The sequence below is a fragment of the Mesorhizobium bavaricum genome, from assembly GCF_056781655.1.
Map to the genome: position 1 here is coordinate 6230071 of NZ_CM165566.1, position 13507 is coordinate 6243577.

A 13507-nucleotide genomic window follows, 5' to 3' on the forward strand; every position below is an offset into this window, starting at 1 on the left:
GTTTCGGTTTTGGAACTGATAATTCGATAATAGCGGTCGCGTTGTTGTAGCCTATGACGGCGTCGGTCTGCCTGAAGGCGAAACCTGGCTAGAGCGCGGCAGGCCCGAAGCGCCGACCGTACAATCCCTGGCCGAGAATGCGAAAACCGAGTTGGAGGGGAGTTCCGTTCCAGGCGAAGGGGAGTGGGTAGCCATTGTTTTCAAGCGTGGCGGCATGATGAGGGAGGCTGAAGCCACAACCTTCGGCTATCGTGCTGCCACTTTCGCGCGGCTGCACAGGCCCGCCGGCGCGACAAAACGTACCTTGAGGGCGATGGCGAACAGCATTTCGACCTTCTGCCTCCACGGCCAGACCTTCATATTGCCTCTGCCGTTGTCTGATGCCAGGTGGTTCGCCCAAACGCTGCCATGGTACGCTGAGCACGGACCCTCGTGGCGGAAACGACGGCAAGTGCGATGAAGAAGAGGATGCCTGGATCGGCGCTGCCGCCGGACACAGAGCTGGCGATTATGCCAGCGAGAGAAGCGTTCCTGACGCTCGTCACGACCGCATCAGTTTCTGGGTCCACCCATTCCCGCATCCGTCCTATTCCGCTGACCAGGACGCCGAGCAGGATCGCCATCATCAGCGATCCGAACAAGCCAAGTTGGGAAAGGATCGCGATCGGCCAGCTCGACGCCCTCGAACTGCCGAAACCGACGCCAAGGCCGCTGGTGTCGAGGAAGGACTGCAGGCTCTTGAGGTTCCAATAGGTGCGCTCATGGCCCGAGGCAGAATCCGCTTTGTTGATGATGGTGCTGTTGATCAGCCTGACGAAAGGCTCCAAGGCTCCGGCGTGGTAGAGGCTGATGCCCATAATGGCGACCACGCCTATCGCCATCAGGGCGGTTACCAGTATGTCCTCGCGCTCAACCCGCCCCCTGAGGACTGAAACCAACATCGATAAGGCGACCGGAAGGCACAGGAGAGCAAGACCGATGTAAGCGGTCGATGAAGTCGACAGAATGGTCAGGAAGAGCAGGATGCCCGCCAGCCACTGGGCAAGGCGTGACTTGGTCTTTCTCCAGTACGTGTAGCAGAATGCCAGGCAGGCGAGGGAAACGGCGGCGAACGAAGAGGCCTCCGAAAAAGGTCCCGTGATCCGCACGAATCCTGCCTCGTACGATCCCGTTATGATCGCGTAGTTGGCGGTTCTGATCGGGGCCAGCAAGTCTCCCAGTCCTGCATTCTTGCCGATAAAGTCGACCAGCCCCATGCCCGTATGCAGACCGCACCACAAGAAGAAGCCGCGGCGAACTTGGTCGATCCTTTGGGAGTGCAGCAGCAGCACACAAAGCGCGATGGCGGTGAGCCCGCCAAGGATGAAGTAGCCCGTCTGTGAAATGTTGGCCGAAACCGGGGCCAAGGACGCCTCTACGACGGCGTCTCGGGTTTTCGACTGCACGAAGACGGTGGTCTGTCCTGCGAAAAATCTTGGAAACAGCCATGCCCCGATGACTGCATAAACCATGAGGCTTGTGAGAACCCAGACCGGGCGGATGCTCCCGAACACACTTCCAAGGTCGAACCAGATGCGACGCCTGACCGTGGCGGCCATGACGAGCAGGGCCGCAAACATGGTGTAGATCAGCGGGGACGACCCACCTAAGAAGGTCAGCGTGACGATGGCCGTCGCACCGAACGCCTGGGAAGCGATCAGGCCGATGATCAGCATTCCCCTGGAATAGCGGGCAACGACCAAAATGGCCGCGCACACCAGCAGCCCCACCAACGAGACCTGCATTGTCGATCGAGCCTCCCGTTTGGTTTGGCCCCGGACTGTGCGGACGCAGGAAGCTGTCCGACCGCTCATCTTTCGGCAGATGGATATCCCGGACAAGAGAGCCAAAGGACGTAGCCTGACACCGTATCCGCAGGACATGGTACGCTCTAAGGCTGAATGGCTGCATGTCCCGGTTACGGCTGTGGCGTTGTAAAATGCACGGCGGCACGCGACGGCGGCCTTTTCGCAATCTGGCTACGCCTCCTGCAAATGGCTAACCCTTGATCCGCAACACCTACCAAAGAACGTCTAGATCAAGGATATGGTCACCTTATACTGCGCAATTGCAGACATGTTTTGCTTTCAATCGCGAAACTCTGTGATAAACATGGGAAGGTGGGAGCGCTGGGCAACGGGCGGGTTGTTTAGAGTTTGTCCGTGAGGAGGAGAAGCGGTATGACCACTCAGGTTGTATTTCGCACGTTCGGGCCAAAGCAGTTCAGACAACTCAAGGAAGTGTACGAGCGCGCGCGGGCCGTGAAGGCCAAGTACCCCGAGTCCCACATTGCCAGCAAAGCCGCCAAAAGGCTGATCGACGCCTTCGAAGTCGTGATCCAGACTGACGGAACGGTTCTGGACGTGCAGTGGCTGAGCGAGGCTGATCCCCAGGGAAACGCCTGAGACCAGGCCTTTACGGGCGTCCTCGAAGGCTTGCAGTGACGCCTTCATAGTTCCTGTCGACGTCAGCCACGGCTGCAGGCGGATTCTGCTTGTTCCAAACCAACTTGTCCTGGAATTGGCCTGACGGCGTATTCGCCGCAGGGCGGCAGGGGAGTCACCGGGGCGGGCAGTGACTCCCCTACCCTGTCTACGCGTTCTCCACGGACAGGCCGCGTAAGCCTTGAGCAGACGCCGGCACTCCAATGTTCAGCCTTGGCAACATATGCCGTCAACGAAGCTTTTGGAGGGTCAACCAAGCTTTTGGGGGTAAGATGTAGTGTTATCAGGGGATGCAGGCGGATGGCACTTCCGCCTATCGGATGAGGGCCGGCCGAACTAACCGCAACTGGGTGATTGGCTTGTCTGATGGCATGATGTATCCGACAAAAGTAAATGTCGGGCTACAACTGGCCTTTCGACGGAAACCATTATAGGTTGCAGGAAAATGACGCAATCCTGCGGAGTTTCATGCAGACGCTGTTGCAGTTCATACGCTCGCAACCCGTGGGCGGGGCATTGTCGAAAACTGATTGGGGCAACAACGATTTTCTCGGTGTTGCCGCAAGAATCTACAAACCCCACTCAGTCATATGTCGCCAGGATGACGACGACGACAGGATATTCTTCGTAAAGTCGGGTTGGGCCCTCCTCTACCGCGAGTTACCGAGCGGAGAGCGGCAGATCATCGACACTCCTCTCGGAGGGGACATTGTCGGTTTCCGTTCAATGGACGGACCCCGTTTCGCGTCGCTGGCTTCGATAACCGAACTGGCTGTTTATGAAACTTCCAGGAAGGAACTGGTCGAGGCCGTCTTGTCGGAAGGCCGTCTCGGAAACAAGATCGCCGGCTCCCTGGCCCGCCTTAACGCCATCCTTGCCGAACATCTTGTGAATGTGGGGCGGCGGAACGCGATGAGCCGCACCGCCCATTTCCTGCTCGAACTGGATGAGAGGCTCTCCAAGGCTGGTCTGTCGACCCATGGAAGATATGAGTGTCCCCTTACCCAGCACGAATTGGCCGACATTCTTGGATTGACCACCGTTCACGTCAACCGGACGTTGAGGGAACTTCGCAAGGCCGATCTCGTCTCTTTCAGGGCAGGCCATGTAGAGGTGATCAACCGCAAGAAGCTGGTGAACACAGCCGGATTCGACATTGAGTACCTCAAGTAAGGGTTATTCCTCTCGCTCTGGTTTAACCTATCTGGTGGTTCGTTCGCGTCGTGACCGACGGCAGCTCCGTCTATCGCACGGGGGGAACGTGCTGCCGAAATACGGGACGACCCACATACTACAGCACATCCACAAAAAAGGCGCAGGGCCACTGATATCACGGGCTGCGCTGCAGAATGGCCAAGCGGTCCCCATCCCTGTGTCTTCAGGCGGATCGCAGCGCTTAGGGTCCGGCTTGGCTCCGGTCTCTTGGCAGGCTCAAAAATTTACCAAAAATTAACTTAAGTTAGAGACCGCTTATAAATAGACCATAGACTGGCCAAGCTGTTCTAAGTGGCAGAAGCGAAGAACTGCTGAAGGCTTCGATTTGGGCAATCCAGATCGCAAGCTTTCAAACGGGCTGGGTATCAAACTTCAAAACTCCAGAGACTTCAGGGGGCTGTATTTGCCGCCGTAGGGCGGCGTGTGTGGGAAAGGGTGGGTATAGGTATGGGTTCCTCAGTAGAACTGCAGAATTACACTTCGACAAATCCGTCAGGAGTTCCATCCGGCGGAACGGAAAATGTCCACGGACAAGCAGGCAGGCAAAGCCTCCTCATCCTCGACGGAAGGGCGCTGGACCGCGAGTGTCTGGCATCGGCCCTCGAGGACCACGAACTGGGCATGGCGGTCGTCGCCATGGGTTCGATCGAAGACTGGCGCATGAAAAAGGGGGCGGCCCCTCCACTTGCAGCCATACTCTTCAACCTTGGCGGACGGAAGGTCACCGATCACGGCATAGCCGACGAGATCAGGCATATTTCGTCCGAGTTCAAGTCAGTCCCCGTGGTCATCCTGGCCGACACCGAAGACCTTGGACAGATACTGACGGCTCTCGAATGCGGCGCACGCGGCTACATTCCAACCTCGGTCGGGATCGACGTCTGTGTCGAGGCGATCAACCTTGCGGCAGCGGGAGGCATCTTCGTCCCGGCGAGCAGTGTCCTTTCCATGCGGCACCTTATAGGTTCAGGTAGCCGCGACACGCAGCCATTGACGGGCATGTTCACGCTCAGGCAGGCAGAGGTCGCCCAGGCACTACGGCGCGGCAAGGCGAACAAGATCATCGCCTACGAACTGAACCTGCGCGAAAGCACCGTGAAGGTCCACATCCGAAACATCATGAAGAAGTTGAAGGCGAGCAACCGCACGGAAGTGGCCTACAAGGTCAATGATCTCTTCGCAGAAGGAGCTCTGGCCGAAGAGTGATCGCAAACAATAAACGACCCGCCTTGGGTGAATCCTGGCGGGTCGTATTTGTACCGCACTACACATTCATTCAGTGAAGGTCGATTGATTTCCGTTGCCACGAATGGCATCGGGAGCCGCCGGAGACACACGGCCGTCCTCCGACGCGATTCGTTGCCCCGAACTCCTGACAGTGTGCCGCAAGTGGATAGTTGCGGAGTGCTCCGCAACGTCTGGACCCGTAGCGATGATCTATTTCTGTAGCACGTGAAAAGCTGTTCCTTTTACTCGCTATCAAAGTCAGCGCCCGCGTCAGCGCCCGCCTGTGTATCCACCATAAGTGCTAACCGATGACCTTATGGAGAACGCGAAATCCTGAGCCGAGCATGTAGACTTGCTGCCGGAATGGAGTGGTCGGCATGTCTGAGCAAAGCCTTCGTTTTCGCAAATCCGTCCGCCTGCAGGAACGCGGTCGTGAACTGATCCCGGGCGGTAGCCACACCTACGCAAAAGGCGAAGACCAGTATCCCATCCTCGCGCCGGGGTTCATCGAGCGTGGGTTGGGATGCCATGTCTGGGACGTCGATGGGAACGAGTACATCGAATTCGGCATGGGCAACCGTTCCGTCGGGCTGGGGCACGCCTACCCGACTGTGGTCAGAGCGGTGGAGACGGCCCTCCAAGGTGGGTCTAATTTCACGCGGCCCGCCAGGATCGAGGTCGACTGCGCCGAGACGTTCCTGGAGCTCATCGGCGCGCAGATGGTGAAGTTCTGCAAAGACGGATCGGATGCGACTTCGGGAGCCGTTCGCCTTGCCCGCGCTTACACGGGTCGCGATCTCGTTGCCTGCTGCGCCGACCATCCCTTCTTTTCGACAGACGATTGGTTCATCGGGACCACACCGATGAATGCCGGAATTCCGGAGGCGGTGCGAAAGCTCACCGTCACTTTCCGGTACAACGACATTGCCAGCGTAAAGGATTTGTTCGACAGGCACCCGGGCAAGCTGGCCGCCCTGATCCTCGAGCCTTCCCGCGGCGACGATCCGGTGGACGGATTCCTGCATGAAGTCCAGCGTCTCTGCAGGGAAAAGGGCGCACTGCTCATTCTCGACGAGATGATCACCGGGTTCAGATGGCATGCGGCCGGGGCGCAGAAGCTCTATGGCATAGAACCGGACTTGTCGACATTCGGCAAGGCGCTTGGCAATGGGTTTTCGGTCTCCGCCCTGGCGGGCAAACGCGAATACATGCGGCTCGGCGGGCTCGAGCATACGGACCGCCCAAGGGTGTTTCTGCTGTCGACCACGCACGGCGCGGAGACCCATGCGCTTGCGGCAGCGATCGCGACCATGCGGACTTACCAGAACGAGGCCGTGATCGAACACCTGCACCGTCAGGGGACGAAACTGAGGAAGGGGATCGCAGAGGCTGCTAGACGGCATGGGGTGGATGGGCACTTCAAGGTTGTCGGCCGTCCCTGCTGCCTGGCATATGCCACGCTCGATCCCAACGGCAAGCCGTCGCAGACATACCGCTCGCTGTTCCTGCAAGAGACGATCAGGCGTGGAGTGCTCATGCCGTCTCTCGTCGTCAGCTACACCCACGACGACACGGCCGTCATGAAGACGATAGAGGCCGTCGACGGTGCACTGGCGGTGTATGCGCAGGCCCTGGAATCGGGAACGAGCCGTTTCTTGGTAGGCCGCCCCACGCAGGTTGTCTTCCGCCGTTTCAACAATGGCGATGGCCGGGCTGATATGACGACTCCAGAGAACCCTCAAGCCGCGAATAGTGCGACCATGGGGCAATCTGAAACCCGGCTCGCGGCAACCTCCTGACGCCACGAAGGCGTTGCTTTCTCGTTCTCTTGGACCAAAGAAGGCCCCGCATACGGGAATCCTGCATTGTTTTCGCATGGGGCCATGGGACAGGATCTCACGGTTGCGGAAGCAGCACAGTGCAGCCTGTCAAAGCTCTTCAGGCGAGGGAGATACAGGACACGGGCGGAAAGCCATCGCTGGCTTGCACAGGAGCCTTGCTGCCGTGGAATCCGCTGATCAATCCGCAGTGGGAACAGGCTCGGGGAAGGTGTAAATGCCCACCCATCTAACGGCTTCCTCGATCGTATCGAAGTTCTTGTGCTGCCCACTCAGCAGCCCGAAGCCTGTCTCTAGGAACCATTTGCCTTTCGTGGAGTAGGCTTCCTCGTCGATCCGGGTAAGGACGGCGACCAATTGGTCGGATTTCCACACCAGAACCCCGGATTCTCCGCCCTCGACCGTTCCGATCCGAGCTTCGCTGAAAGAGAATTCAGGCGCAATGTTTGCATTGCCCATTTTGATAAAAATCCCTCCAACTTCAAAATGGATGACAGAAAAGGCAGACAGGAAAAGCCGGTGTTTTTCACCCAGCGGCAGCGAATTTAGTAACAGATCGCCCGGTCAGTGCAACTCCCTTTCACCCGTTTCATTCGGTCATCCACCGTTCGTTTCTTGGCGAGAAAATACGGGCAAACCGCTACAGAATTCTGGCCTTTCGAAGCGTGAAGGCCTCGGCAAAATGCTCGGGCGCCCGGCATTCCATCCCGCGCAACCGCGCAAGCCCGGCGAATGTCTCCCGGTCGAACCAGTCCTTGGAGCGCTGCGTCCCGAAGTGCTCCTGGAGGAGTTCGATCTTGCGTTCCAGCACCTTGGCGGCAAGCGGCACGTAGGCATTGGGTTGGCAAAGATCGCCGTCCCATTTCGGAATCTCGTATTCGAGCACTAGGTGATCACGGAAGACGTTCCAGGTCAGTTGGTTGACCTCCCGGTGGTCCTGATGGGCATCAAACCTGGCGTGAGTTAACACCACGTCGGGATGAACCCGCGATCTTAGATCGATCAGCCACTGCTTTATCGATCGGCTATGGGCGGGGAAGTAGCTGTCTTCGAAATCCGCAACGTCGACCGTGGACGAGCGCGACCCTTCGAGGAAGGCCTCGGCCGAAGCCCTGGCTTCTGCCGACCGCTCGCCAGCTGCGCTCAGCACGCACCAGTGGACGTCCAGTTTGACCCCCGACGCGATCAGGCCGAGTATCGTGCCTCCCGCGCCGATCTCAATGTCGTCGGAATGGGCGCCAAGACAGAGGATCGAGAGTTCCTCGCCGCGACGTGCGAGGCCAAGTCCTCTCATGATGCAGCCATTACCATGCTGCGCCTGATTTTCTCTGCGGTGACCCTCCTATTCCAGGGCATGTCACCCTTTTCGACCATGTCTTCGAGCGATTGCCAATCACGCAGCGTGTCCATCGAACGCCAGAACCCGTCGTGCTTGTACGCCATCAGCATGTTGTCATCGATCAATCGCTTGAAAGGTTCGAGAACGAGTTCCTCGCCGTCACGCATGTAGTCGAAGATTTCGGGACGGAACACGAAGTACCCGCCGTTGATCCAGATCTCGGACGTCTCCGTCGTACGGAACTCGCGCACGCGACCGTCTTCAGCGATGTCGGCCAAATGGTATGTCAACGGCGCGCGCACGGCGAGGAAGCAGCCGATTTTGCCGCTGGCCTCGAACTTCGCGATCACATCGTCGAGGTCGACATTGGTCAGGCCATCGGAGTAGTTGGCCAGAAACATCTTCTCGTTCTTGACGTGATCCTTCGCAGCCCAGAGGCGTTCTCCGATGTTGCGCCAGATGCCCGTATCGAGCAGAGTGATGCTCCAGTCCTTGACCGTGTCACCGAGCAGCTTCACGTCCTGGCCTCCATGCGTAACCACGCAATCGGAAAAGGTCTGTGGCCGGGTGTTCAGGAAAAAATCCTTGATGACGTTGGCCTTGTAGCCCAGGCACAGCACGAATTCGTCATGCCCGTAGTCGCTATACCACTGCATGACGTGGCGCAGGATCGGCTGGTGGCCGAGCGGAATCATCGGCTTCGGTATGCTTTCGGAATAGTCGCGGATCCGGGTCCCGCGGCCGCCGCAAAAAAGGACGACTTTCATCTCCGTAACTCCGATGGATCGAGCACTGTCACGAAAGGAATTGGCACCACGAATTTCGCGCCCCAGGCGGCGACATGATGCATCTGCTGAATGATCTCGTCCTTCAGGTTCCACGGAAGGATCAGGATGTAGTCTGGCTTGGCCTGGTCGATCGCGTCGATGGGCTTGATCGGTATGTGCATGCCCGGCGTGTAGCGGCCGTGCTTGTAAGGATTGCGGTCCACCGTGAAGTCGAGGAAGTCGGTGCCGATCGCGCAGTAGTTGAGCAGCGTGTTGCCCTTGCCAGGCGCGCCGTAACCGCAAATCGTCTTGCCCTCGTCTTTGGCCGCAATCAGGAACGCGAGGAGGTCGCGCTTCGCGCGCCGCGCCTTGTAGCCAAAAGAGGTGTAGGTCGTCACTTCCGTAAGCCCATGCCTCTTTTCGCGGTCTAGGAGTTCGGCGATACTTTCATCCGTGGCCCAGCTGCTGCCCTCGTTGGCAAGATAAACACGCAGCGAGCCGCCATGGGTGGGCAGCTCCTCGACGTCGATCAACCGCAGCCCGTGGCGGGCCGCCATCAGGTCGATCGTCAGCAGTGAGAAATATGAAAAATGCTCGTGGTAGATGGTGTCGAACTGGTTCTCCGTCATCAGCCGCTCGACGTGCGGGAACTCGAGAGTGACTACGCCCTCTGGTTTGAGCAGAATTTTTATTCCCGCGACGAAGTCGTTGAGGTCGGGCACCTGCGCCAGGACGTTGTTGCCAATGATCAGATCGGCGCGGAGTCCTTCGGCCACCATCTGAAGTGCCAGCCGCACCCCGAAGAAGTCGACCCGGGTGGGCACGCCCTTCTCGACCGCAGCGCGCGCAACATTGGCCGCCGGCTCGACGCCAAGCACGGGAACGCCGAGCGGCAGGAAGTGCTGCAGCAGATAACCGTCATTGCTTGCGAGTTCCACCGCGAAGCTGTGGGCGCCAAGCCCAAGTCGCTGCGTGATCGCCCCGCAATAAGCTTTCGCGTGGGCCACCCAACTTGTCGAGAAGGAAGAGAAGTAGGCGTATTCGCTGAAGATGGTCTCGGGGCTCACATACTCCTTGAGCTGCACCAGGTAGCAGCTGTGGCAGACCAGGACATTGAGCGGATAATAGAGTTCCATCTGGTCAAGCTGGTCTGCCTGCAGGAAGCTCTCGCAAGGAGGCGACATGCCCAGGTCGACCAGGGTGTGACGCAGGCGAGATCCGCACAGCCTGCAGCTGACATTGCGGCGTGCCGTGTTCTGGTCGCGAGCGATTTCGACGGCCTGAATATTCAATTCCTTACTCCTGTCGCGGTGGTTTGAAAAACGGAGACGCAGTGGCTTGACGATGAACCTGTGCCCGCCACGCCTCCGTATGGAGTGCAACGCAGGTTAGGACGGGGCGCGCCCCGAGTTCGATTTGCCAATCCGTTGGGTGCCTTAATCCTTATAGGGAAACGGCAGGGGCAATGACTCCGCAAAGACCCCCGAACGGGGTAATGCGGTCGGCCCGGCATACCGCGATCGGAGAGGTCACCTAAGGCTTAGGTAGCTCTTCCAGCCCGAGCACGCGGTGCCGACAATCGGACTGCCGATCCTTGCCCGACTACTGGGCCCGGCTACTGGGGATTTAGGGAGACATGCAGTTTACTGAAACGGAGCTGAAGGGTGTCTGGCTGATCGAGCCGACACCGGTGGTTGACGATCGCGGTTCCTTCACCCGCCTATTCTGTGAAAAAGAGATGGCCGATTGCGGGCTGGCGACGCGCTTTGTCCAGCACAGCCGCGCACATTCGGTCAAAAAGGGAACACTCCGGGGGTTGCATTTCCAGGACGACCCGTACGCCGAGGTGAAGCTCGTCTCCTGTGTCCGCGGCGCGATTTTCGATGTCGTCGTGGATCTGCGCCCGAACTCGCCGACACGCCACCGCTGGCTGGGCTTCGAGCTGACGCCCTCGAACATGAGGCAGGTCTACATACCTGCCGGGTTCGCCCACGGGCTCCAGACCCTTACGGACGATGCCGAGGTCGCGTATCTCATATCGCAGTTCTATACGCCCCATGCGTCGACGGGCGTCCGCTACAACGACCCTGCCTTTTCGATAGCCTGGCCCTTGATGCCGACGGCGATGTCGGAAAGGGACAGGACGTGGCCGTTGCTCAAGCAGCGAACGGCCGCTGCAGCCTTATGAAGCCGAGGCCAGCAGACCGTGATCCGACAGCAATCTCGCGGCAGCGGCCAATTCCCTGAATGGCAGACCCGAGCGTTCCGCCATCGAGAGCAGCGAATGCTGGCCGTCTGCCAGATTAAGCATCCAAAGCAGGGACATGGAGGTTGCTCCCGAAGACGCCTGCCCGCCCAGGGCGGCGTACAGGCCGCGCCTGCCGAGTTGTGGTTCGCCCCTGGGAGAGAGGTTCAAAGGCGTCCAATCCTCTTCGACGATGTCGATCACGTCCGTCAGGATCCGGAAGGAATCCTCAAGGTGCTCCGGCTTGATGAAGTCGAGATTGTCAGCCGACGTGTGGTATTCGGGGAAGGTGCCGTGGACGCTCCGCTGGAACATGCCGACCGGAAGATTGAAGCCAGGCGAACAATACTGCCTCTCGTCATAGCCGTAAGGGGAGAAATCCATCAACTTCGCGCCGGCTTCACGCCCCAGCACGTGAGCCATGGCGCGATCGATGAAGGCGTCGCCACGGCGGCTGCGCTTGTATGCAGGGCTTCCCGCGTCCCCCACGCATGACAGCACCAGACCGTGGTCGATGAGATGTGTCCGGTCCTCGTTGCGAGACAGCCATGCGATCGAACCGATCGTGCCCGGAGCGAACAGGAAGCGGTAGCTGTATCGTGTTTTTCTTGCCTTCAGGCTTTGCGCAAGGGTTGCCAGCAGGGCCAGGCCCGAACAGTTGTCGTTGGCCAGTGACGGATGGCAGATGTGCGCCGAAAGAAGGAATTCCCGCTCGGTCTGCCCGCGGTGCAGGTATTCGCCGTAAGTGAGGCTGCCGTCCTTGAGTTCGGCATCGATCTCCACGCGATAGAGACCGTCGGGCATTTTGGCCACACGGTCGTAGGCTACGCAAAAGCCCCATGTCGGAGCATAGTAGCTGGTGCGGTAGGGGATCACTTGCGGCTGTTCAGGCAAGGTATGGATATGCGCCTTCAACTCGTTGAGCGGCAGGATCCCCTTGAAGGGTACGCTGTAGTTGACGACGTGCAGGTTGGAGTCGGCAAAATCCACGACCGTCTGCCCGTCCGGGCCTGTGATGCTGGCCGAGCGAATGTTCCATTCCTTTGGAACGGTCCAGTCGAGAACCTGCGTCCCGGTAGGCACCTCATGCCGTTCCAGGTCAACACGCCCCGACAGGATATCCAGCGTTCGTCGCACACCGTCTCCGGTTATGCTCCTGCAAATCGGGAAGAGACGTTCGGCCAAGGCATAGATTTCCTGGCCGAGGCCGGTGGAAGAAGGGGGCGGGCCGAGTCCCTCGGGGGTTATGTGTTCCATTGCGGCTAACCCGCAGCTGCCTCCAGCTTTCGCGAAGGTTCAGTGACCCGCATCCGCTCATCCAGAAGCCGGTTGGCCAGAAGATACCGGATATGGCCGATACGCTGGAAGCGCGGACCCTCGAATTCCTCGAGGGTGACATTCGACTTGCCGTAGGCTCGGTAAAGCTGCTCGGCACCCCTGCGCGCATCCCACTGCGGCTTGAAGGCAGGAAGAGCGCGCGCAATCTTGCCGAAGTCGACCCGGTAGGACCGCTTGTCGGGCCCGGCATCGGACGCGAATTCAAGCCGGCATCCCGGCACGACCTCGGCGACGATTTCGGCTATGTCACGGATCCTGTAATTGTGATCCGTGCGTCCCACATTGAAGGCTTCGTTGTGGATGGTCTCGCGCGGTGCTTCCAGTCCGGCGATAAACGCCCTGGAGATGTCCTCGATGTGGACGATCGGCCGCCATGGCGTCCCGTCCGACTTCAGGAGGATCACGCCTTTCGTAACAGCCCAGGCGACCAGATTGTTCAGCACGATGTCGAAGCGGAGCCGGGGCGACACGCCGTAGGCCGTGGCGGGCCTGAAATAGGTGGGAGAGAAGCTGCTGTCGGCCAGTTCGGAAATATCCCGCTCCGAAAGCACCTTCGACCAGCCGTAGGGCGTGACCGGGTTCAACTCGCCCGTTTCGTCGACCATCCCCTCGCCCGCCTGTCCGTAATTGCTGCACGACGAGGCGAAGAGGAAGCGCGAGACGCCGGCCTCCTTGGCCGCCTTCGCGAAACGAACGCTGCCCTTGTGGTTGATCTCGTAGGTGATATCCGGATCGAGATCGGACAGCGGGTCGTTGGAAAGAGCCGCCAGGTGGATGACGGCATCGACCCCTTCGAGGTCGCGCGCATGCACGTCCCTGACGTCCTTTTGGATAGACGGAACGGAAGCCTGCTCTCCGCCCGAAGCAAAGGTGCAGCGCCGGTAGAGATCGCTGTCGTAACCTGTCACCGAATGCCCCGCGCGGAGCAGCATAGGCACCATCACCGAGCCGATATAGCCTTGATGGCCGGTTACCATGACTTTCATCGCACACCTTTTCTCAAGCGGATATGATCGCGCAGAGGCTACTTGGGCTGAAAACAGTGAGGGAGAACG

Annotated in this window: 12 protein-coding genes; 5 read left to right on the forward strand and 7 right to left on the reverse strand. The window is 59.2% G+C overall.

All coding sequences use genetic code 11. The annotated features are described in order from the left end of the window. Window positions 1–356: 356 nt before the first annotated feature. Complete coding sequence (locus AC1RZR_RS30375) at window positions 357–1784, reverse strand: hypothetical protein (protein WP_481826927.1); 1428 nt, start codon at window positions 1782–1784, stop codon at window positions 357–359. Between the two features lie 435 nt (window positions 1785–2219). On the opposite strand from AC1RZR_RS30375, the gene AC1RZR_RS30380 reads away from it, so the two are divergent. The 4 genes from AC1RZR_RS30380 to AC1RZR_RS30395 all read left to right on the forward strand — a co-directional run bounded on the left by AC1RZR_RS30380 (window position 2220) and on the right by AC1RZR_RS30395 (window position 6724). Further along, the gene (locus AC1RZR_RS30380; RefSeq protein ID WP_477273206.1) at window positions 2220–2444 is read left to right on the forward strand and encodes a hypothetical protein; all 225 of its coding nucleotides are present in this window, start codon (window positions 2220–2222) and stop codon (window positions 2442–2444) included. A 432-nt stretch (window positions 2445–2876) separates the two neighbouring features. Next, window positions 2877–3656 carry a Crp/Fnr family transcriptional regulator gene (locus tag AC1RZR_RS30385; protein ID WP_481826928.1) on the forward strand — a complete coding sequence of 260 codons (780 nt, stop codon included), beginning with the start codon at window positions 2877–2879 and terminating at the stop codon, window positions 3654–3656. 489 nt (window positions 3657–4145) lie between these two features. Beyond that, the gene (locus tag AC1RZR_RS30390) at window positions 4146–4904 is read left to right on the forward strand and encodes a LuxR C-terminal-related transcriptional regulator (protein ID WP_481829152.1); all 759 of its coding nucleotides are present in this window, start codon (window positions 4146–4148) and stop codon (window positions 4902–4904) included. A gap of 398 nt (window positions 4905–5302) precedes the next feature. Then, a complete protein-coding gene (locus AC1RZR_RS30395) occupies window positions 5303–6724 on the forward strand; it encodes a glutamate-1-semialdehyde 2,1-aminomutase (protein WP_481826929.1) in 1422 nt (473 codons plus the stop codon). A gap of 219 nt (window positions 6725–6943) precedes the next feature. Here AC1RZR_RS30395 and AC1RZR_RS30400 read toward each other — a convergent pair whose 3' ends face one another. From AC1RZR_RS30400 to AC1RZR_RS30415, 4 genes are all read right to left on the reverse strand, one after another. Then, entirely contained in the window at window positions 6944–7222 is a 279-nt protein-coding gene (locus AC1RZR_RS30400; RefSeq protein WP_379092710.1) for a hypothetical protein, read from the reverse strand. Between the two features lie 181 nt (window positions 7223–7403). Beyond that, a complete protein-coding gene (locus tag AC1RZR_RS30405) occupies window positions 7404–8057 on the reverse strand; it encodes a PIG-L deacetylase family protein (protein WP_481826930.1) in 654 nt (217 codons plus the stop codon). Beyond that, a complete protein-coding gene (locus AC1RZR_RS30410) occupies window positions 8054–8869 on the reverse strand; it encodes a sugar phosphate nucleotidyltransferase (protein WP_477273195.1) in 816 nt (271 codons plus the stop codon). Before AC1RZR_RS30410 ends, AC1RZR_RS30405 begins: the two co-directional genes overlap by 4 nt. Then, the gene (locus tag AC1RZR_RS30415; protein WP_477273193.1) at window positions 8866–10161 is read right to left on the reverse strand and encodes a methyltransferase domain-containing protein; all 1296 of its coding nucleotides are present in this window, start codon (window positions 10159–10161) and stop codon (window positions 8866–8868) included. Before AC1RZR_RS30415 ends, AC1RZR_RS30410 begins: the two co-directional genes overlap by 4 nt. A 344-nt stretch (window positions 10162–10505) precedes the next feature. On the opposite strand from AC1RZR_RS30415, the gene rfbC reads away from it, so the two are divergent. After that, the gene (rfbC, locus tag AC1RZR_RS30420; RefSeq protein WP_477273191.1) at window positions 10506–11057 is read left to right on the forward strand and encodes a dTDP-4-dehydrorhamnose 3,5-epimerase; all 552 of its coding nucleotides are present in this window, start codon (window positions 10506–10508) and stop codon (window positions 11055–11057) included. Here the strand turns inward: rfbC and AC1RZR_RS30425 are convergent. Next, entirely contained in the window at window positions 11052–12371 is a 1320-nt protein-coding gene (locus AC1RZR_RS30425) for a DUF4910 domain-containing protein (RefSeq protein WP_481826931.1), read from the reverse strand. The genes rfbC and AC1RZR_RS30425 overlap by 6 nt on opposite strands. A 5-nt stretch (window positions 12372–12376) precedes the next feature. Further along, window positions 12377–13438: an NAD-dependent epimerase/dehydratase family protein gene (locus AC1RZR_RS30430; RefSeq protein WP_481826932.1), complete on the reverse strand. Its 1062-nt coding sequence runs from the start codon at window positions 13436–13438 to the stop codon at window positions 12377–12379. Window positions 13439–13507: the final 69 nt, after the last annotated feature.